The following is a 19,611-nucleotide window of genomic DNA, read 5'->3' as shown; positions in this document are numbered from 1 at the left end:
ACGAGTGGAGTCACCGTGGACCGGAGGTGCCCGGCGTGGTGGTCGGACGGACTGGTGCGGATGTCGGCGGGTGGGAGTCCGGGTGGTGGTTCGGCGGTAGGACGCTGACCGAGAGGCTGGCCTCCGGGGCCGGGACCGGGACGTCCGCCTCCGAGGACGCCGAACGCCGCGCGCGCACCCGGCTGGACCGCTGGCGGGCCGAGCACGGCGCCGGGTCGGGCGACCGCTTCACCCGGCGGCTGGCCTCGGTCGGCGTCGACGAGGACGACCTGCTGCGGCTGCTCGGGGAGCGGTCGGCGACCGGGCCGAAACCCGCCTGGGCGACCGGGGTCGAGCGCGTGGTGGACCGCGCGGTCGGGCCCGCGGCGGTGGACGGCCGGTCGTGGCGGAGCGCGTTCGCGGTCGTGGTGAAGCCGTTCGTGCAGGACGCCCGCGGCCGGGTCGCGGCCGAGGTCGCCGACCTGGGACCGGACGTCTTCGTGGACGCCGACGACGTGGTGGACCGGTTCGCCGACGCGCTGCGCCGCACCCTGGTGTGGACCTCCACCCGCGTCCTCGTGCTGGAGCTCAACGTGGCCAGGGTGACCGGCCTCCTCGACGGCGACACGCCCGAGGAGCGGTTCGCGGCGTTCGCCCGGCGCGCTGGCACCCGCGCGGGCCGCACGGCGCTGCTGACCGAGTACCCCGTGCTGGCCCGCCTGCTGTGGCAGCACTGCGACGTCACCGCCGCGGCGTTCACCGAGCTGCTGCACCGGTTCGTCGACGACCGCGCCGACATCGTCCGCGAGCTGCTCGGCGGCCGCGACCCCGGCCCGTTGGCGCGGGTGGACGTCGGCGCGGGCGACACCCACCACGACGGCAGGGCGGTCGCCGTCCTCGGTTTCGCCGACGGCACCCGCGTGGTCCACAAGCCGCGCCCCTCGGCCGTGCACCGCCACTTCAACCAGGTCCTCACGTGGCTGGGCTCGGTGCTGCCGGGCCTGGACCCGCGCACGCTCGCCGTGCTCGACCGGGGCGACTGGGCGTGGACGGAGTTCGCGGCGCACCACCAGGTGTCCGACACCGCCCAGGTCGAGCGGTTCCACCACCGGCAGGGCGCGCTGCTGGCGCTGCTGCACGTCCTGGACGTCACCGACCAGCATTTCGAGAACCTGGTGGCGTGCGGCGAGCAGCCCGTGCTGGTCGACGTGGAGACGCTGTTCCACCCCACCTGGGCGACCCGCGACCTGGCCGACGACCCCGCGGCGCGGGCGCTGGAGGCCTCGGTGCTGCGCACCGCGCTGCTGCCGCAGCCGATGACGGGCGCGAACGGCGTGCTGGACATCTCCGGCGTGGGCGGCGACAAGGGGGCGACGCTGCCCGACGACGTCGTCGGGTTCGACGGCGCGGGCACCGACCGGATGCGGCTCGTGCGCGGACCGGAGGTGCTGGGCGGAGCGGAGAACCGGCTCCGCCTCGACGGCGTGGACGTCGATCCGGGGGAGTACCTGGAGCACCTCGTCGCCGGCTTCCGCGCGGCCTACGAGGCCGTGCTGACCCACCGCGCCGACCTGCTCGCGCCCGGCGGACCGCTGGACGCGTTCGCGACCGACGTGGTCAGGGTGATCGTGCGCGACACCTCCGAGTACGTGCGCCTGCTCGACGAGTCCACCCACCCCGACGTGCTGCGCGACGCGCTCGACCGGGACCGCGTCTTCGGCCACCTGTGGTCCTCCGACGCCGACCCGGCGCGGGAGCGGCTGGTCGGCCACGAGGTCGCCGACCTCTGGGCGGGTGACGTCCCGCTGTTCACCACCACGCCCACCTCGCGCGACATCCTCACCGCGCACGGGGTCCGCGTCCCGGACGCGCTGGGGGAGACCGGCCTGGACCGGGTGCGGCGCAAGGTCGAGGCGCTGGGGGAGGCCGACCTGCGGACGCAGGAGTGGGTGATCCGCGCGTCCTTCGCCACCCGCGGCGACCGGGGCGCCCACTCGCCCCGACCGCGGCCGGGCAGGCGTCCCGCGGCGGAGCGCCCGGACCCGGACCGGTTGCTGGCCGCCGCGCGCGCGGTCGCCGGCGGCCTGCTGGCCGACGCGCACGACGACGGCGAGCGGGTCAACTGGGTCGGCCTCGAGCACGACCGGTCGTGGCGGGTCCTCCCGCTCGGCGCGAGCCCGGCTACCGGTTTCCCCGGCGTGGCCCTGTTCCTCGGGCAGCTGGCCGCGATCACGGGTGACGACCGGTGCGCGGACGTGGCACGGCGCTCGCTGCGGTCGGTGCCGTCGCTGCTGGACCGGTTCGGTTCCGCGGAGGCGGCCATGCCCACCGGGTTCGCGGGCCTGGGTGGCCTGGCCTACGCCCTCTCGCACCTCGCCGTGCTGCTGGACGACCCGGACCTGCGCGGCTGGACCGCCACGGCGGTGGAGGCGGCCGCCGCGCACGTCGGCCGCGCCGGGACGACCGACCTGATGGGCGGCACCGCCGGGTGCCTCGCCGCGATGCTCGCGGTGCACCGCACGACCGGCCTCGACTCCGCCTGGCGCACGGCGACGGCCTGCGCCGGGCTCCTGGAACGAGCGGACGAGCCGTCGACGACCGGGTTCGCCCACGGCAGCGCCGGGACGACGTGGGCGCTGTGGCGGTACGCCGTGGCCGCGAGCGGCCCGTGCCGCCGCGAGCCCGTGCTCGCCGACAGCGCGGAGGCCGACGGCGGCACGTGGTGCCGCGGGGCCTCCGGTGTCGGGCTCGCCCGCGCCGACGTCCTGGCGCTGGAACGGGACCCGCTGATGGCCGGGGCGTTCGACCGGGCCGTGGACGGCGTGCTGCGCCGCCCGGCCGCGGTCGACCACAGCCTGTGCCACGGCGAGCTGGGCACCCTGGAACTGCTCACCGCGGCGGCGGCGCGCGGGCACGAGGCCGCCGCGGCCGAGGCACCGCGCCGGATCGGCGACCTGCTGGCGGCGCTCGACCGGGACGGCCCGGTGTCGGGCACCCCGGACGCGGTGCGCACGCCGGGGCTGCTCGACGGCCTGGCCGGGATCGGGCACGGACTGCTCCGGCTCGGCTTCCCCGACCGGGTCCCGGCGGTGCTGCTCCTGGGCGCGGCCCGTCCGCCCCGCTGAAGCTCCGGGTGGGACGGCCACCCGGTCCCCGAGGCCGCGCCCGCGCGGCCGGAGAAGGAGGAAACCATGACCGCACCAGCGATCGACGTCGCCGAGACCGTCCGCCTCTGGAAGGACCCCGACGCCAGGTGGGAGCTCGACCGGGCGTCCGCACCACCCCATCCGGCGGGCGAGATCATGCTGACGCCCGCCGCCCCGGAAGGTGCGGGGCCACTGCGCATGCACGGCGTCGTGGCGGCCGACCTCCTGACGCTGACCACGTTCGGGACGCCGTCGGTGTCCGCCCCGTGCCTCGGGTACGGGCTCACCGACGACCTGGACTGACGGACCGGTGCGAGGTGGAGTGGTGGACACCCGTCGCCGCGACACCCCGCCGGATCGACGACCAGCCCGGCCGCCCCGCTGAATCCCCGGGGGTGGACGGCCACCCGGTTCGCAGGTCGCGCGTCCGCGTGACCGGAGATGGAGGAAACCATGACCGCACCGACGATCGACGTCGCCGAGACCGTCCGCCTGTGGAAGGACCCGGACGCAAGGTGGAAACTCGCCCCGGACTCCTGTCCACCCCATCCGGCGGGGGAGATGGCGCTGACGCCCGCCGGTCCGACGGGTGCCGGAGCGCTGTGCGCGTCCGGCGTCACCGCGGCCGACACCTGGACCCTGTCCACGTTCACACCGCCGTCGGTGTCCGGCCCGTGCCTCGGGTACGGGTCGTTCGCGGACGACCGGTACTGACGGACGGGTGACGGGAGCCGGGGCTCGCATGACGGCGGTAGTGGTCCCCTCGCCGCGGACGGTCGGGCGCACGGCGGAGTCGCGCGTGCTCACCACCGCGGTGGAGGACGGTTCGAGGCAGCGGGGCGGCACGGTGTTCGTGCTCGGCGAGGCGGGGATCGGGAAGTCCAGACTGGTCACCGAGGCGGCCGAGCACGCGCTGTCGCGCGGGATGCGGGTGCTGCGGGGGCGGGCGAGCGCGAGCGGCGCGCCCGCGCCGTTCCGACCGATCTCCGAGGCGCTGTTCTCGCTGACCCGCGAGAGCGGGCTGCCCACCGACCCCGAGCTGGTGCCCTACCGCCCGTCGCTGGCCCGGTTCCTGCCGGAATGGCGCGACGCCACGGCCTTCGGCGACGACGAGTCGCTGCTCGTCGTCGCCGAAGGCCTGCTGCGGCTGCTCGCCGTGCTCGGCCGGGACGTCGGGTGCCTGATCGTCCTGGAGGACCTGCACGACGCGGACGCGGAGACGCTGGCGATCGTGGACTACCTCGCCGACAACCTCGTCGGCCAGCCGGTCGTGCTGCTGACGACCGCCCGCTCCCAGGCCGGTCCGGCCTGGGAGCTGGTGCGGGGCGGCGGACGGCGGTCGGGTGTCACGGTCGTCGAGCCGGGTCGCCTCGACCCGGAGGGGGTGCGGGAGCTCGTTGCGTCCTGCCTGGGCGTGCCGTCCGACGACGTGCCCGGCGCGGCGGTGGACCGGCTGTTCCGCGACAGCGACGGCGTGCCGTTCGTCGTCGAGGAGCTGCTGGACAGCATGGTCGCCGTGGGCGGGCTCGTGCGGGACCCGGACGGCTGGTCGGTGCGCGGCGAGGGGCACACACCGGTGCCGGTGACCGTGGTCCTCAGCGTCTCGCACCGGGTCGACCGGCTCGCTCCCGAGGTCGCGGCCCTGCTGCACGTCGCGGCCGTGCTGGGCCGTCGTTTCCCGCTGTCGGTCGTGCGGGCGGTGTGCGGGCTGGAGCAGGCGGACCTGTTGCGGCACCTGCGTTCCGCGGTCGAGGCCCAGCTGGTCACCCCCGACCGCCCCGCGCCGGAGTGGTACTCGTTCCGGCACGCGCTGACCGCGGACGCGCTGCTGGCCAGGCTGGGCGCGAGCGAACGGGCCGAGCTGGCCCGGCGCGCGGCCGACGCCGTGGAGGTCGACCACCCCGGCCTGCCCGGCGAGTGGTGCACGTCGGCGGCGATCCTGCGGCTGGAGTCAGGGGACGTCGCCACCGCCGCGGGCCTGTTCGCCGAGGCGGGCCGCCGGATGCTCGCCGACGGGGCGGCGGCCACCGCCGTCGACCTGCTGCGCCGGGCGCACGACCTGCTCGCGCACGACGACGAGGAACGGGTGGCGGTGCTGGAGCTGCTGCTCAACGCCCTCGCCGAGGCGGGCCAGGTGGAGCAGGCGCTCGCCTTGGCGCCGGACCTGGACGACCCCGGCCTGAGCGTGGAGCGGCAGGCGTCGCTGCACACCGTGCTGGCGCGGGTGGCCGTGCGCGCGGGACTGTGGGCGCAGGGCGCGGAGGAGATCGCCAGCACCCGCGCGCTGCTCGGCCCGGACGTCGCGCCGCGGCTCACCGCCGAGGTCGACGTGATCGCGGCGACGTTGACCCTGGAGACGCCGGGCGCCGACCGCAGGACCGTCGCCGAACGACTGGTGCGCCGGGCCCTGCGCGACGCGGAGCAGGCGGACCTGCCGGAGGTCGCGTGCGAGGCGCTGGAGCTGCTGGGAACCCTCACCCGCCAACAGGACCTCACCGAGTCCGACGGCTACTTCACGCGCATGGCCGAGCTGGCGCACCGGCACCGGCTGCGGTCGGTGCAGCTGCGCGCGCTCGCGCGGTCCGGCGTCAACGAGAACCTGCGCTCCGGCCGCGCGGCCCGGTTGCGGCGGGCCCACCTGCAGGCGTTCCAGGTCGGCGCGATCACCGAGGGGTACCTGCTCGAGGTCAACCTGGTCATGGTCGCGGTGCTGCGCGGCGAGTTCGTCCGGGCGGCGGAGCTGGCGGACCACTGCGTGCCCGTGGTGACGAGGATGCGGCTGCGGTACTCGATCCGCTACGTCCTGATGGCGAAGGCCGCGATGTTCGCCCACCGCGGCAGGCGCTCCGGGATGACCCGCGCGCTTGCCGAGTTCGACCGGTGGGACGGCCGCGACTCGCACCAGATGCCGTTGGTGCACGGTCTTTGCGAGGCGTTCTGCGCCCTGCTGGAGGAGAACCGGCCGCAGGCGGTGCGGGCGCTCGACGACGCGATCGCGAGCGAGGCGGAGAACCCGACCAACTACGTGCTGGCGGGCCGCTACGGGCTGCGCGTCCTGCTCGGCGTCCTCGGCGGCGAGATGGGGTGGCGCGAGTACGAGGAGGCGGCAGCCGTCCCGGCCGGCGCCCTCGCCTGGAACCGCCAGTTCCTCCACCTCGCCAAAGCCGTCCTCCTCGGCCGCGCGGGCCAGTCCGCGGCCGCCGCCGCCGCGATGGTCGAACACCTCCAGATCTCCGAACCCTTCGCCATGGCCCGCCACCTCGGCCTCCGCCTTGCCGCCGAAGCCGCCATCTCCGACACCTGGGGCTCCCCCGCGAACTGGCTCCGCGAAGCCGAGACCTACTTCCACCAGGACGACGTCCCCGCCATCACCAGCGCCTGCCGGGTCCTGCTGCGCCGCGCGGGCGTCTCCGCCACCCAACACCGCAACGGCACGGCGAACCTCCCCGCCCCCATCCGCTCGATGGGCGTCACCGTCCGCGAACACGAAGTCCTCCGCCTCCTGGCCGAACGCCTCGGCAACACCGAAATCGGCAAACGCCTCTTCATCTCCCCCCGCACCGTCGAAAAACACGTAGCCAGCCTCCTGGCCAAAACCTCCCAACCCGACCGCGCCGCCCTCAACCGCTTCGCCATCGACCACGTGATCGGGGGAATGGATTGAGGGATGGGCGGAGGGGAGGACGGGGAGACGGGGGACGGAGGGGATGGGCTGAGGGAATGGATTGTGAGGGTGGGCTGAGGGGATGGGCTGTGCGGATGGACTGAGCAGACGGACCGAAGGAGAGGCCGGAGGCGAACGGCCCACGGGCGCGCCGACGACGATCGGAAGGGCTGAAAGAACAAAGTGCACTCCGATCACCAACCGAGCAAACCGCCCAACCCCAACGAAACCGAGCAAGCTCGTCCGCCCGTGCGGCCGACTTGACTTGGGGTTTTTGGGCTTACAATGAGTCGGCGGGCAGGCTCTACCACCTGCCCTTTTTCGCCCGACGAAGCCCAAAAAAGGGGCCCCAAGTCAAGTCGGCCGCACTCGAAGTCCCCCGCAGCGACACCGACCCGACCACACAGCGCACCCCGCCCCAACGAAACCATCAAGACGAACCCCCCTCCAACCACCCCACGATCAACTCCGTAGCCTCATCCGGCGCAGGCATCCCGATCCCCATCGCGTTCTCCCTCCGCCACAGCTCGAACACCGCCCGCTCCTGCGGCTCCGCGACCGTGTGCCCGTCCTCCCGCAGCGTCGTCACGTGCCGCTGCGTGGACGTCTTCTTCCACATCGTCTGGTTCATGCTCGGGAAGAACAGCGCGGGCCCGTCGCACGCCAGCAGCACCGTCTGCGCGGGTGTGCCCGCCAGGCCGAGTGCGGCCGCTGCCAGCATGTTCGCGGTGGAGGGCAGCACCACGACGCCCAGTGACCGCTTGGCGAACTCCGTCGGGTTCAGGGTCGGGTCGTCGCTGGTGTAGACCTCTTCGGCGTACCAGTCCAGCACCTCGCGCCGCAGGAACCGCTCGGCGCCGCGGGTGAGCAGCACGCGCAGGCTCAGGTCGACCTCCTGGCGCAGCCACGTCAGGTAGCCGGGCATGCCCAGGGCGGCACTCGACCCGGACACGATGATCGAAAGCGCGTCGTCTCGCATGCGCCCCACCCTGCTGCCGCGACCGGCCGCCGTGCCATGGGGGAGTGCCCCCGCATCTTCTGCGCGTCCACCCGAAGAACACGGGGGCACGGCCCCCATGGCACGGGGTCCGGTGGCCGGCAGCGTCGTCGCCGTCGCCGGCTGCTCGACCCATCCCGCCGGCCGATCAGGAGGTGAAGAACATGAAGAAGATCGCCATCCGCAAGACCGGTTCGATCAAGCTCACGTCGTCCGCGGCGGGCTACTGCTCCCCCTGTTGCTGATCCGGTGAGCGGCCGCCCCCGAGCCCCAGAACCGGGGGCGGCCTGCACCGGTACGACCTGTCACGGAGATGCGCGATGTCGGCGAGCCACCTCGAGTTCCACCCCCTGACGTTCGTCCAGGACCGGGACGGGGTCACCGTCGGCCGGTTCGACGTCGAGTCCTACGCCGTGCTGCCCGAGGACGGCGCGGCGCTGCTGCGCAGGCTGTTCGACGGGATGCCGGTCGCCGAGGCGGCCGCCTGGTACGAGGCGGAGTTCGGCGAGCCCATCGACATGGCCGACTTCGTGGAGGCGTTGCGGGAGCTGGAGTTCCTGCGCGAGGACGGTGAGGTCGTCGAGGTCGCGCCGGTGCGGTACCGGGCGTTGGGGCGGGCGGCGTTCTCACCGCCCGCCTGGCTCGGGTACGCGGCGCTGGTGACCGCGGCGGTGCTCGTCATGGTCGCCCGGCCGGAGCTGCGCCCGCACGGGTCCAGCGTGTTCTTCACGCCGTCGCTGGTCGCGGTGCAGGTGGTGCTGACGTTCACGCAGGTGCCCGCCGTGCTGTTCCACGAGTGGTTCCACGTGCTCGCGGGCAGGCGGCTCGGTGTGCCGTCGAAGCTGAACGTGAGCAGGAGGCTGTACTTCATCGTCTTCGAGACCGAGCTCAACGGCCTGCTGAGCGTCCCGAAGTCCAAGCGCTACCTGCCGTTCCTCGCCGGGGTGGTGGCCGACGTGCTGTTGTTCAGCGCGCTGACCCTCGTGGCCGCGGTCGACGACTCGGCGTGGGGCGGGCGGCTCGCGCTCGCCATCGCCTACCTGGTGCTGCTGCGGCTGGTCTGGCAGTCCTACCTGTTCCTGCGCACCGACCTGTACTACGTGCTGACCACGATGGCGGGCTGCACGAACCTGCACGAGGCGGCCTCGGCCTACCTGCGCAACCGGTTCCACCGGCTGCCCTTCGTGCGGAAGTCCACAGTGGACGACAGCGCGTTCGCCCCGCGCGACCGGCAGCTGGCGCCCTGGTTCGCGCTGACCTCCGTGGCCGGTGTCGTCTTCCTGCTGGTGACGGTGCTGCTCGCGATCGTGCCGGTGGTGCTGGAGTTCGGCGCCCGGCTGTGGACCGCCCTGTCGGGTGGCACGGCGGGCGGCGCCGGGTTCTGGGACTCCGCGGTCGCCGTGCTGCTGATCGTGGTCCAGCTCGTCCTCCTGACCCTCGTCACCGACCGTCGGACCGACCGCACGTCGACCTGACCACCCGAGAGGAATGACATGAGCGAACACCTGTGGCGGGTCGACCCACGATCCGCGCACGACGACGGTGCCGACTTCCGCGTCGACTCCCACCGGCGGCTGCGCGGCCCGTACACCGGGATGGGGACGCTGCTGCGCGAGCTGGTGCCCGACGTCCAGTCGCGGTGGCCGGACCTGGTGCGCTCGCACTCGATCGAGATCCTGTCCGCCGCCCCGGAGCTGACCGAGGCGATCGGCGCCGCGCCGGAGACGCTGACGTCGGTGGCGATCCCCAGCGAGCGGACCCGCATCTACCCGGCCAACCGCACCCGGCGGCTGGCGCACGGCGTGGTCGAGCTCCTGGAGTCCTACGCGGCACTGGCCGACCGGCACCTGGTGCTGTCGTTCACCAACGTCGACGAGGCCGACCACACCGACCAGGAGTTCCTCGCCATCGCGGTGCGCCGCGCCCGGTCGGGCCGGGTCCGGTTCGTCGTCGGCACCCGGACCGACGCCGTCGTCGAGGAGCTGGCCGAGGCCCTGCGCGCCCACGCGGACCGGGAGGACGTGGTGAACCCGCCCGCCGACGGGCCCGTGCGACCGGCCGAGGAGCTGGTGCGCGCCTTCGTCGCGGGCGACTGCACCTCCAACGACCCGCACGAGCTGGCGGCCTACGCCGAGGCCGATCCCGTTGTCGTGGCGGCACTGCACGACGCGCGGGCGGCCGAGCTGGCCGACGGCGACTGGAGCCTGCGGCTCGGCGCGCTGCTGCACCACCTCGAACACGGTGGCGACCCGACCGGCGTGGGCGGCGACGCGATGCTGGACGCGGCCAACCACTGCTTCGACATGGGCTTCTACCACTCGCTGCTGGAGTACGTGCCGCGCGGCCGGGCGATCACCGACCCGGAGGAGCAGCAGGAGCGCTACTGGCTGCTGACGACGAAGATGACCACCGGGCTGGCGTCGTTGAACCGCAGCCTGGAGAGCCTGCCGCTCTACGACGAGCTGCGCGGCCGCTACACCCTCCCGATGGTGCACATGTTCTGCTCCTACGCGATGGCGATGCTCTACACCCGCCACCACCCGCCGGAGCACAAGGACCACCACCAGGCCAAGATCCTGCTCAACAACGCCGTGGCCATCGCCTCGGTGCTGCCCGACCCCGAGCAGCGGATCTTCCAGACCGTGTTCCAGAAGAACGGGCTGGCGCTCGTCGAGACGCACCTGGACAACCTGCCGGGAGCGTTGAAGCTGGTGACCGACGGCCTGGCCCGCCTCGACCGCGAGCTGGACCCCGGCAAGCACAAGCTGCACCGCTCGGTGCTGGTGAACAACCGCTCCAAGGTCCTCGGCGCGCTGGGCCGCTACGAGGAGGCGCTGGCCGACCTCGACACCGTGATCGGGCTGGACCCCAACTACCCGGACTACTACTTCGACCGGGCCGACGTCCGGCGCAAGCTCGGCGACCCCGAGGGCGCGCTGCTCGACTACGCGACCGCGACCACCCTCACCGCGCCGTTCTACGAGCTGCACTACAACCGGGCCGACGTCCTGGTCGAGGTGGGCGACCTGGAGGGCGCGATCGCCGAGCTGGCCTACGTGGTCGACCTGGAGCCCGACCAGGTCGACGCCCGGCTCAACCTGGTGAGCCTGCTGCTGGACACCGGCGACCTCGACACCGCCGCCGTCCACCTCGCCGAGGGCCTGCGCCTGCACCCCGCCGACGCGCGGCTCGTGCACGCCAACGGCCTGCTCGCCCTCGAGACCGACGACCGGGACCTGGCCCGGAAGGAGTTCGACCGTGCGCTGGAGCTCGATCCCCACCTCGTGGCCGCGCTGGCCGACCGCGCCGGGCTCGCCCACGACGACGGTGCCCACGACGCGGCGATCCGCGACCTCACCACCGCCGTCGAGGTCGACCCCGACAACCCCGACCTGCTGTACAACAGGGGGTTCGTGCACCAGGCCGCGGGCCACCTGGCCGCCGCCGTCGACGACTACACCCGCGCGCTGGTGCTCCCCGGTGCCGACCGCGACGAGCTGCTCCGCCAGCGGTCCCTGTGCCGCGACGAGCTCGTGGACGCCCGATGACCTCCGCTGAGCTCGACCGGATCACCGGCACCGCGTTCCGCTCGTTCATGCGCGACTGGGCCACCGGCGTCGCCGTCGTCACCAGCACCCAGGGTGCGGCTCCCGTCGGCTGCACCGTGAACGCCTTCACCTCCGTCTCCCTCGACCCGCCGCTGCTGCTCGTGTCGCTGGCGCGCGGCAGCCGCACGCTGGCCGCGATCACGGCGTCGAAGGTGTTCGGGGTGAACGTGCTGGACGACCGGCAGGGGGAGCTGGCGAAGCGGTTCGCCGTGGGGACGGGGGACCGCTTCGCCGGCACGCCGCACCGGCGGGAACTGGGGGTGCCGGTGATCGAGGACGTGCTGGCCGCGGTGGTGTGCGAGGTGGAGTGGTGCGTGGTCGGGGGAGACCACGTGCTGGTGCTGGGCAGGCCGCGGTGGTGCTCGCGGGAGAGGGCGGGGGAGCCGCTGGTGTTCTTCCGCGGCGGGTGGCGGTAGGGGCCGTCCGACCAGGGCGGGTCTGGTACTCCAGGCTGATCCGGGGTGGGGGCGGAACTCGTACCATCAGCGGGTGACAGGTCTGCTGCGCTCGCTGTGGGACGAGCCCCGTCCTGCCCTGGTGCCGCCGGTGGGGTGGCGGGACCGGGTGCTGGTGGGGGTGCTGGCGGCGCTGGTGGTGGTCGAGGGGCTGTGGCGGCCGGACCTGCGGTGGCCGGTGGTCGCGACCGGTGTGGCGCTGGTGCTGGTGCCGTTGTTGTTGGTGCGGCGCAGCAGGCCGCTGCTCGCGCTGGTGGTCGCGTTCGTCGTGACGGGGCTGTCGCCGCTGCTGACCGGGGGACGGGCGGCGGAGTCGTACTCGTTGGCCTTCGTGCTGCTGCTGGTGTTCTCGGTGGCGCGCTGGGGTTCCGGGCGCGAGGTGGTGCTGGGGCTGGCGGTCGTGGTCGCGAAGGTGTCGCTGTCGGTGGTGTTCGGGCAGGTGGACGCGGGCGACGCGGGCGCGGGTTTCGTGGTGACGTTCTCGGCGGTCACGTTCGGGGCGGCGCTGCGGTACCGGGCGGGGGCGCGGGTGCGGGAGCTGGACCGGGTGAAGCTGCTCGAACGCGGGCGGCTGGCGCGGGACCTGCACGACACGGTCGCCCACCACGTCTCGGCGATCGCGATCCGGGCGCAGGCGGGCCTCGCGACCGCGCCCGCGAACCCGGACGCCGCGGTCGACGCGCTGAGGCTGATCGAGGCCGAGGCGTCGCGGGCGCTGGTCGAGATGCGCACCCTCGTGCACGTCCTGCGGCAGGACCAGGAGGCCGAGCTGGCGCCGACCCCGCGCGTGTCCGACCTCGAACGGCTCGCGACCGGCGGGTCGCGCTCCGGGCCGTCGGTCGACGTGGGGATCGACGGCGACGTCGACGACCTCCCGCCTACGGTCGGCACGGCGATCTACCGGCTCGCCCAGGAGTCGGTCACCAACGCGCGGCGGCACGCCCGGCACGCGACCCGGATCGTGGTCAGGGTCGCGGCCGACGACACGTCGGTGCGGCTGCGGGTGAGCGACGACGGCGACGCGACCACCACCCGGCCGACCGGGGAGCCGGGCTACGGGCTGATCGGCATGATCGAGCGCGCGGGCCTGCTCGGCGGCACCTGCGAGGCGGGCCCGGACCCCGACCGCGGCTGGACCGTGACCGCGGTGCTGCCCAGGGCCGGGGCGGCGGGGTGAGCGTCCGCGTGGTCGTCGCCGACGACCAGGAGATCGTCCGCACCGGGCTCACCATGATCCTGGACGCGCAGCCGGGGATCGAGGTGGTCGGCGCGGCGGGGGACGGGCTGCGGGCCGTGGAGCTGGCCGAGCGGCTGCGTCCCGACGTGTGCCTGCTCGACATCCGCATGCCCGTCCTGGACGGCATCGAGGCCACCCGGCGGCTGGCCGGGCCCACCGCGGCCGACCCGCTGGCCGTCGTCGTGATCACCACGTTCGACCTCGACGAGTACGTCTACGCGGCGCTCCGGGCGGGTGCTCGGGGCTTCCTGCTCAAGGACGCCGGTCCCGCGCTGCTGTCCCAGGCGGTGCACGCCGCGGCCGAGGGCGACGCGCTCATCGCGCCGAGCGTCACCGCCCGGCTGCTCACGGCGTTCGCCACCGGCGGCCCGGCCGCTCCGCCCGCGCAGCCGGTGGAACCCCTGACGGACCGGGAGGAGCAGGTCCTCGTGACCGTCGCGAGTGGACGGACGAACAGCGAGATCGCCGACGAGCTGTTCATCACGCTGAGCACCGTCAAGACCCACGTCGCCAGCCTCATGGCGAAGCTCGGCGCCCGCAACCGGGTCGAGATCGCCATGTGGGCCTACGAGACGAACCGCGTCCGGCGGCGCTGAGGGCACCGGCGCCGCGCCGGAAGTACTACGCCGCCCTCGGCCGTCGGTACGGCTCGGCTCCGGCCCCGCGACCGATGAGCGGGCACCACCTCCGCGGCCATGATCGGAGCTCTCCAGTCGTCGTGACCGAAGGGCCTCGCCATGACCTCCACCGGCAGACCGGGGTGGCTCGTCCCCACCGGCCTGATCCTCCTGACCGCGATCCCGGTCGGGGCAGGTGCTTTCCGCGTGTCCCAGCTGGCGGGCGGTGCCGCCGTCACACCCGACAACGCGCGGTTCTTCGCCACGCCGCTGCCCGTGGTGCTGCACATCATCGGCGCCAGCGCTTACTGCGTGCTCGGCGCCTTCCAGTTCGCCCCGGCGTTGCGGCGCGAGCACCCGCGGTGGCACCGGGTCGCCGGACGCGTGCTGGTCCCGGCCGGGCTCGTCGCGGCGCTGTCCGGGCTGTGGATGGCGCTGTTCTACCCGCTGCCCGCCTTCGACGGCGACCTCGTGAAGGTGTTCCGGCTCGTGTTCGGCACGGGCATGGTCGCGGCGCTCGTGCTGGGCTTCCGCACGGCGCGGCGGCGCGACTTCCGCGCGCACCGCGCCTGGATGATGCGCGCCTACGCCATCGGGCAGGGGGCTGGCTCGCAGGCGTTCACGCACCTGTCGTGGATGGCGGTCTTCGGTGACCCCACGGTGTTCCAGCGGGCCCTGCTGATGCTCGCGGGCTGGGTGGTCAACCTCGCGGTGGCCGAGTGGTTCATCCGCAGGCGACCCGTCCTCGTCGCCCGTCGGTCCACCGAACCCGTGACCGCCTGAGGGTTCCCGCACGCCGCCTCGACCCCGATCATGATGGCCGTGGAGCGGACGAGGAGCACGATGGAACCTGCGGCGGTCACCCAGCTGATCACCGTGGGGGCGACGCTGTGCGGCGTCGCCCTGACGCTGGCGACCAACGCCTACCTGGACCGCCGCAAGGCCCGTGACGCCCACCGGCTGGAGGCGCTGAAGGTCGCGGCGGACCACTCGAAGTGGCTGCGCGACGAGCGCGTGAAGGCCTACGCGGGGCTGTCGCTGGCCGGTGAGGAGGTCCTGCAGTTCCTGCGGGCCGAGGTGCCGGAGCTGCTCGGGTCGGGCGGTGCCGGGCAGGCGACCGCGGACGCCCGCTGGCGCGAGCTGCGGACCGCGCTGCGCAAGGCGTACAACCAGGTGTCGCTCTTCGGCGCCGAGGGGCCGCGGACCACGGCGCTGGAGATCTGGCGGGCCGCCCGCGACGGTGGGAACGCCCTGCTGCGCGACGCCGCGGCGGGCTCCGACGACCTGGGCGTCCGGACCAAGGAGGTCACGTCGCGGCTGGGCACCACGGGGGACCGGTTCCTGGACGCCTGCCGCGAGGACGTCCAGGCCGCCGTGGGGTTCGGCACGGCCCCCGCGGCGCTCCCACCCGCGTCCTGACCGGCTACCGGAACGCGGCGGCGTTGCGTTCGCACCAGGCGCGGAACGTGCCCGGTGCCCGGCCGGTGACGTTGCGGACGTCGTCGGTGAGCACGCCCGCTCGGCTCGTGCGGAACAGGGAGTACAGGTCCTCGAGCACCGGCCCCATCGCGGCGGGCGTGCCGGCGGCCACGGCGGCGTCGGCGTGCTCGCGCGGGGTGGTGTCGACGAACCGGATCGGCCTGCCGAGCACGTCGGCGAGGACGTCGACCTGCTCACGGCTGGTCAGCGCTTCGGGACCGGTCAGGATGTAGCCGCGGCCCGCGTGGCCCGGCTCGGTCAGCGCGACCGCGGCCACGGCGGCGATGTCGTCGGTGTCGACGCACGGCATCCGGCCGTCAGCGCACGGGTCGCTCACCGTGCCGGTCTCCCTGACCGAGTCCCGCCACCAGAGCGCGTTGGACATGAGGGTGTTGGGGCGCAGGAAGGTCACGTCCAGACCGGACGCGCGCAGCAGGTCCTCCTTGGCGCGGAAGAACGAGCCCATCCGCACGAGCGGTTCCAGCACGGCGCCGATCGAGGTCATCGCCACGACCCGGTCGACCCCGGCGTCGCCCATGGCGTCGATGAACGTCCCGGTCTGCTCCGGTGCGGGGTCGGCCTGCATGTGGAACACGGCCTCGACGCCCTTGGCGGCCGCGGTGATGCCCACCGGGTCGTCGAGATCCCCGACGGCGACCTCCACGCCCTCGGGGAAGCGGGCCCTGGCGGGGGCGCGGACCAGGGCGCGCACGGCGTGGCCCTGGTCGGCGAGGAGGCGGACGAGCTTGCCGCCGACGTTGCCGGTGGCGCCGATGACGAGGAACACCGGTGATCACATCCTTCGTGGTCGTGGGGAAGTGGTTCCACCGTCGCACCGCCGCGGCCCGCCGGACTGGCCCGGTCCGTCCCACCCGCCTGGCCCGGATCGGGCCAGGCAGCCCCTCGGGCGAGCGGGCATAGTCGGACGGGTGACGCAGATGAGCCTGGGCGCGGTCCTGCGGGCGTGGCGGCAACGGGTGCGGCCCGCGGACGTCGGGCTGCCCGCCGGACGAGGTGAGCGGCGGACCCCCGGCCTGCGCCGCGAGGAGCTCGCCTGGTTGGCGGGCGTCTCGCCGGACTACGTCAAGCGGCTGGAGCAGGACCGGGCGCACCCGAGCGGGGACGTCGTCCGGGCGCTGGCCCGCGCGCTGCGCGTCACCACCGAGGAGCACGACCTGATGGCCCGCCTCGCGGGCCACGCCTCCGCGCCCGGCGGCCAGGTGCCCCGGCACATCACGCCGAGCGTCCAGCGCCTCGCCGACCGGCTGGCCGACGTCCCGCTGGCCGTCTACGACGTGACGTGGACGATGCTGGCGGCCAACCGGTCGTGGGCGGCGCTGTTCGGTGACCCGGACGCGCCGAAGGGGCGTGCCCGCAACCTCGTCTGGCAGCACTTCACCGGCGCCGGGAGCCCGGTCCGCCAGGAGGACCCGGAGCTGCACGAGCGCTCGCTGGTGGCGGACCTCGGCGACGCCGTGCTGCGCTACCCCGGCGACGCGGAGCTGGTCGCGATGATCGGCGCGCTGCGCGCGACCAGCGACCGCTTCGCCGAGCTCTGGGACCAGCCCGCGGTGTCCCGGCACGGCGGGAAGCGGAAGTCGGTCGCCAACGCCGTGGTCGGCGACCTCGTCCTGGACTGCGACGTGCTGACCGTGCACGACGCCGAGCTGCGGCTCGTGGTGCTCACCGCGGCGCCGAACACCCCGGACGCCGACAAGCTCGCCGTCCTCAACGTCGTGGGGCTGCAGGACATGACCGCCCCCGACGCGTACTAGGGCGTGTGTCGAAGTCCGTGTTCGCGGTAGCCGGGCCTGAGGTGGTTCCTGGGGGCACGGCCGACTGGCCCGCATACAACAGCGGTATGCGGGCCAGTCGGCCGCACCGCCAGGAACCACCTCAGGCGCGACTCCCATCGAACGAGACTTCGACACACGCCCTAGGGTCTTCGGCGTGTCCCGTCGTGACCAGATCAGGATGAGCCAGGACGAGGTGCGCGCGTTCCTCGACGAGGAGCGCGTGGTCACCGTCGCCACCGTCAACCCGGACGGCCGGGTGCACCTCGTGCCGCTGTGGTTCGTGCGGGACGGCGACGTGGTCGAGGGGTGGACCTACGGGCGGTCGCAGAAGGTCGTCAACCTGCGCCGCAGCCCGCTGGCCACGCTCCAGGTCGAGGCGGGGGAGACCTACGACCAGCTGCGCGGCGTGTCGCTGGAGTGCGACGTCGAGCTGGTCACCGACCCGGACGAGGTCGTGCGGATCGGTCTCGCGGTGTCGACCCGCTACGGCGGCGAGCGGAGCCCCGAGCTGGAGGGGTTCGTGCGCGCCCAGGCCGCGAAGCGGGTCGGGCTGCGGTTCACCCCGACGGGCACGGCCAGCTGGGACCACCGCAAGCTCGGCGGCACCTACTGACGGGCGGCCTTCAGCGTCGCGATCGAGGCGCGGACCGTCGCCCGTAGCCGGTTCGTGCTGCCGGTCACGGTCATCTGCACGATGCCGCCGAGGATGCCGGTGACGATCGTGCCCGCCGTGGTGTCCGCGTCGAGGTCGGGGCTGATCTTGCGCGCCGACTGCATCGACCGGATCCCGGCGGCGATCGCCTGCTCCCAGGACTCCAGGAGCCCGGCCAGCACCTCCCGGATCTCCGGCGCGTCCTGGTCGAGCTGGCCCAGCAGCGCGGCCAGGCCGCAGCGCGACCCGTTCTCGTCGTAGTGCCCGAGCAGTGCCTCGGCCCACTCGTCCCACGCCCGCCAGGTCCTCGTCGTGCGCAGCCGCGCGTCCTGGTCGGCCAGGATCGTGCGCGACTCGTAGCGCGCGACGGCGATCATCATCTCCGCCTTGCCCTGCGGGAAGTAGTGGAACAGCTGGCTGTTGCTGACGTTCGCGGCGACGCGGACGCACTCCATGCGCGTGTTCGCCGCACCCCGCTCGCGCGTCACGGCCGCGGCGTACTCGACGATGCGCTCGCGGGTGGCCAAGCCCTTCGCGGTCAGTTCGCGTTCCCCTGACATGGCGCGAGACTACCACCGCTTCTGGATCGCGTGGGCCAGAACGGGATGGCAGATTCTGGACTTGACAGGCCAGAATTTCCGCGCAGACTGGACCACACAGGCCAGAATCTCTGGTCGTGCTCCAAGGAGGAGAAGCGATGTCGACAGTGGGACTCATCGGTGCGGGCAAGATCGGCTCCACCGTGGCCCGGCTCGCGGTGGCGGCGGGGCACGAGGTGGTCGTGAGCAACTCCCGCGGCCCGCACACGCTCGCCGACCTCGTCGCGGAACTCGGCCCGTCGGCTCGCGCGGGTACGCCCGCCGAGGCTGCCGCCGCCGGTGACGTCGTGGTGGTCACGGTGCCGCTGAAGGCCTACCGGGACGTCCCGGTGGAGCCGTTGGCGGGCAAGGTCGTGATCGACACCAACAACTACTACCCGCACCGCGACGGCGTGATCCCGGAGCTGGAGGACGGATCGGCGACCACCAGCGGCCTGCTCCAGGCGCACCTGGCGGGTGCGTCGGTCGTGAAGGCGTTCAACAACATCTACTACCGCCACCTCGGGTCGCTGGCCCGGCCGGCGGGCTCCGCGGACCGCAGCGCGCTGGCCATCGCCGGTGACGACGCGGAGGCCAAGAAGACGGTCACCGCCCTGTTCGACGACCTCGGCTACGACACCGTGGACGCCGGTCCGCTCGCGGAGGGGTGGCGGTACGAGCGGGACCTGCCCGCCTACTGCACGATCTACTTCGCCCCCGGCACCGCGACCGACGAGCTCGGCCTGCCCGAGGCCCAGCCGACCGACAGCGCGGCCGTGACCGCGGCGCTCGCCAAGGCCGAACGCCCGACGGGCTGACCCGTCCGTGCCGGGGTGGCCGCCCACCCCGGCACCTCAGGGCTGCGACAGCACCTCGGCGGCCTCTGCGGCACCTCGTGCACGTGCGGCACGGCGACCCCGTCCACGCCTATCGGTGTGAACCTCGCTGACGAGGTGGCACGGGGTCCGCTGCCCCCGAACCCCGCGAACACCTCCGCTTCGGAGTAGCGTTGGCCCTTCGCCCCGGACCCCGGCGTCACCGACCGAGTCGACGCACCCGCCGGGTGGGGCCGCCCTTCCGCACCGGTACCGCCGTCGGACCCGCCAGAGGATCAACGAAGCAGAGGACCGGGCAGATGTCGATGGCCGACGTGCAGCCGAGCTCACCCGAACCGGACACCACCGGTGCCGCCGAGGAGACCTGCCGGGTGTGCCCGCACCCGTGGGAGGGGCACGACAAGATCGCCAAGCGGTTCTGCACCGCCATGGGGGTCAGCGGCGACCTCCGGAAGTGCCTGTGCTCCGGCGTCTCCGCGGGCATGACCTACAGCAACTCGACCAGGGGACCGATCAGCGGCTGACCCGCCGCGCGGTATCAGGCGGGTCCACCGCACCTCCTACCTG

Annotated in this window: 18 protein-coding genes; 15 read left to right on the top strand and 3 right to left on the bottom strand. The window is 73.7% G+C overall.

The features are described 5' to 3' along the window. Positions 1-35 precede the first annotated feature (35 nt). The 4 genes from CLV43_RS09625 (at position 36) to CLV43_RS09610 (ending at position 6,789) form a co-directional block, all read left to right on the top strand. Positions 36-3,104, top strand: coding sequence for a type 2 lanthipeptide synthetase LanM family protein (locus CLV43_RS09625; RefSeq protein WP_170155767.1), 3,069 nt, complete (start codon positions 36-38; stop codon positions 3,102-3,104). 66 nt (positions 3,105-3,170) lie between these two features. Beyond that, positions 3,171-3,428, top strand: a complete 258-nt coding sequence (locus CLV43_RS09620; protein WP_106186684.1) for a hypothetical protein — start codon at positions 3,171-3,173, stop codon at positions 3,426-3,428. Positions 3,429-3,578: 150 nt separating this feature from the next. Continuing rightward, positions 3,579-3,839 carry a mersacidin/lichenicidin family type 2 lantibiotic gene (locus CLV43_RS09615; RefSeq protein WP_106186683.1) on the top strand — a complete coding sequence of 87 codons (261 nt, stop codon included), beginning with the start codon at positions 3,579-3,581 and terminating at the stop codon, positions 3,837-3,839. A 28-nt stretch (positions 3,840-3,867) separates the two neighbouring features. Continuing rightward, the gene (locus tag CLV43_RS09610) at positions 3,868-6,789 is read left to right on the top strand and encodes a helix-turn-helix transcriptional regulator (protein WP_106186682.1); all 2,922 of its coding nucleotides are present in this window, start codon (positions 3,868-3,870) and stop codon (positions 6,787-6,789) included. A 430-nt stretch (positions 6,790-7,219) separates the two neighbouring features. Here CLV43_RS09610 and CLV43_RS09605 read toward each other — a convergent pair whose 3' ends face one another. Beyond that, positions 7,220-7,768: a flavoprotein gene (locus tag CLV43_RS09605; RefSeq protein WP_211304290.1), complete on the bottom strand. Its 549-nt coding sequence runs from the start codon at positions 7,766-7,768 to the stop codon at positions 7,220-7,222. Positions 7,769-8,106: 338 nt separating this feature from the next. On the opposite strand from CLV43_RS09605, the gene CLV43_RS09600 reads away from it, so the two are divergent. The 7 genes from CLV43_RS09600 to CLV43_RS09570 all read left to right on the top strand — a co-directional run bounded on the left by CLV43_RS09600 (position 8,107) and on the right by CLV43_RS09570 (position 15,122). Continuing rightward, a complete protein-coding gene (locus CLV43_RS09600) occupies positions 8,107-9,261 on the top strand; it encodes a hypothetical protein (RefSeq protein ID WP_106186681.1) in 1,155 nt (384 codons plus the stop codon). An 18-nt stretch (positions 9,262-9,279) separates the two neighbouring features. Then, positions 9,280-11,334, top strand: a complete 2,055-nt coding sequence (locus CLV43_RS09595) for a tetratricopeptide repeat protein (RefSeq protein ID WP_106186680.1) — start codon at positions 9,280-9,282, stop codon at positions 11,332-11,334. Further along, a complete protein-coding gene (locus CLV43_RS09590; protein ID WP_106186679.1) occupies positions 11,331-11,810 on the top strand; it encodes a flavin reductase family protein in 480 nt (159 codons plus the stop codon). The genes CLV43_RS09595 and CLV43_RS09590 overlap by 4 nt, the downstream gene beginning before the upstream one ends. 73 nt (positions 11,811-11,883) lie before the next feature. Next, on the top strand, positions 11,884-13,026 hold the full coding sequence (locus CLV43_RS09585; protein WP_106186678.1) for a sensor histidine kinase: 1,143 nt from the start codon (positions 11,884-11,886) through the stop codon (positions 13,024-13,026). Continuing rightward, positions 13,023-13,682, top strand: coding sequence for a response regulator (locus CLV43_RS09580; protein WP_106186677.1), 660 nt, complete (start codon positions 13,023-13,025; stop codon positions 13,680-13,682). Before CLV43_RS09585 ends, CLV43_RS09580 begins: the two co-directional genes overlap by 4 nt. Positions 13,683-13,823: 141 nt before the next feature. Then, positions 13,824-14,486, top strand: coding sequence for a DUF2306 domain-containing protein (locus CLV43_RS09575; RefSeq protein WP_106186676.1), 663 nt, complete (start codon positions 13,824-13,826; stop codon positions 14,484-14,486). Positions 14,487-14,546: 60 nt separating this feature from the next. Further along, positions 14,547-15,122, top strand: coding sequence for a hypothetical protein (locus CLV43_RS09570; protein WP_106186675.1), 576 nt, complete (start codon positions 14,547-14,549; stop codon positions 15,120-15,122). Between the two features lie 4 nt (positions 15,123-15,126). Here CLV43_RS09570 and CLV43_RS09565 read toward each other — a convergent pair whose 3' ends face one another. After that, entirely contained in the window at positions 15,127-15,969 is an 843-nt protein-coding gene (locus CLV43_RS09565; RefSeq protein ID WP_106186674.1) for an NAD(P)H-binding protein, read from the bottom strand. A gap of 151 nt (positions 15,970-16,120) precedes the next feature. On the opposite strand from CLV43_RS09565, the gene CLV43_RS09560 reads away from it, so the two are divergent. Next, a complete protein-coding gene (locus CLV43_RS09560) occupies positions 16,121-16,957 on the top strand; it encodes a helix-turn-helix domain-containing protein (RefSeq protein WP_106186673.1) in 837 nt (278 codons plus the stop codon). 175 nt (positions 16,958-17,132) lie between these two features. Further along, on the top strand, positions 17,133-17,591 hold the full coding sequence (locus CLV43_RS09555) for a TIGR03618 family F420-dependent PPOX class oxidoreductase (RefSeq protein WP_106186672.1): 459 nt from the start codon (positions 17,133-17,135) through the stop codon (positions 17,589-17,591). On the opposite strand, the gene CLV43_RS09550 is transcribed toward CLV43_RS09555, so the two are convergent. Further along, a complete protein-coding gene (locus CLV43_RS09550) occupies positions 17,585-18,190 on the bottom strand; it encodes a TetR/AcrR family transcriptional regulator (protein ID WP_106186671.1) in 606 nt (201 codons plus the stop codon). The two genes, CLV43_RS09555 and CLV43_RS09550, sit on opposite strands and share 7 nt — an antisense overlap. Positions 18,191-18,327: 137 nt before the next feature. Between CLV43_RS09550 and CLV43_RS09545 the strand changes: the two genes are divergently transcribed. Both CLV43_RS09545 and CLV43_RS09540 read left to right on the top strand, forming a co-directional pair. Further along, on the top strand, positions 18,328-19,026 hold the full coding sequence (locus CLV43_RS09545; RefSeq protein ID WP_106186670.1) for an NADPH-dependent F420 reductase: 699 nt from the start codon (positions 18,328-18,330) through the stop codon (positions 19,024-19,026). 317 nt (positions 19,027-19,343) lie between these two features. Beyond that, complete coding sequence (locus CLV43_RS09540) at positions 19,344-19,568, top strand: RGCVC family protein (RefSeq protein WP_106186669.1); 225 nt, start codon at positions 19,344-19,346, stop codon at positions 19,566-19,568. The last annotated feature ends 43 nt before the right edge of the window (positions 19,569-19,611 follow it).

The sequence above is a fragment of the Umezawaea tangerina genome (assembly GCF_003002815.1).
In the GTDB taxonomy this organism is placed as follows: domain Bacteria; phylum Actinomycetota; class Actinomycetes; order Mycobacteriales; family Pseudonocardiaceae; genus Umezawaea; species Umezawaea tangerina.
Note: the sequence above shows the minus strand (reverse complement) of the source record. Positions and strands in the feature narration are given on the sequence as shown.

Coding starts and splice junctions, on each gene's coding strand:
- CLV43_RS09595 (WP_106186680.1), top strand. CDS start 9,280: ATGAGCGAACACCTGTGGCGGGTCGACCCACGATCCGCGCACGACGAC.
- CLV43_RS09590 (WP_106186679.1), top strand. CDS start 11,331: ATGACCTCCGCTGAGCTCGACCGGATCACCGGCACCGCGTTCCGCTCG.
- CLV43_RS09620 (WP_106186684.1), top strand. CDS start 3,171: ATGACCGCACCAGCGATCGACGTCGCCGAGACCGTCCGCCTCTGGAAG.
- CLV43_RS09560 (WP_106186673.1), top strand. CDS start 16,121: ATGAGCCTGGGCGCGGTCCTGCGGGCGTGGCGGCAACGGGTGCGGCCC.
- CLV43_RS09545 (WP_106186670.1), top strand. CDS start 18,328: ATGTCGACAGTGGGACTCATCGGTGCGGGCAAGATCGGCTCCACCGTG.
- CLV43_RS09540 (WP_106186669.1), top strand. CDS start 19,344: ATGTCGATGGCCGACGTGCAGCCGAGCTCACCCGAACCGGACACCACC.
- CLV43_RS09615 (WP_106186683.1), top strand. CDS start 3,579: ATGACCGCACCGACGATCGACGTCGCCGAGACCGTCCGCCTGTGGAAG.
- CLV43_RS09570 (WP_106186675.1), top strand. CDS start 14,547: ATGGAACCTGCGGCGGTCACCCAGCTGATCACCGTGGGGGCGACGCTG.
- CLV43_RS09605 (WP_211304290.1), bottom strand. CDS start 7,768: ATGCGAGACGACGCGCTTTCGATCATCGTGTCCGGGTCGAGTGCCGCC.
- CLV43_RS09600 (WP_106186681.1), top strand. CDS start 8,107: ATGTCGGCGAGCCACCTCGAGTTCCACCCCCTGACGTTCGTCCAGGAC.
- CLV43_RS09550 (WP_106186671.1), bottom strand. CDS start 18,190: ATGTCAGGGGAACGCGAACTGACCGCGAAGGGCTTGGCCACCCGCGAG.
- CLV43_RS09610 (WP_106186682.1), top strand. CDS start 3,868: ATGACGGCGGTAGTGGTCCCCTCGCCGCGGACGGTCGGGCGCACGGCG.
- CLV43_RS09575 (WP_106186676.1), top strand. CDS start 13,824: ATGACCTCCACCGGCAGACCGGGGTGGCTCGTCCCCACCGGCCTGATC.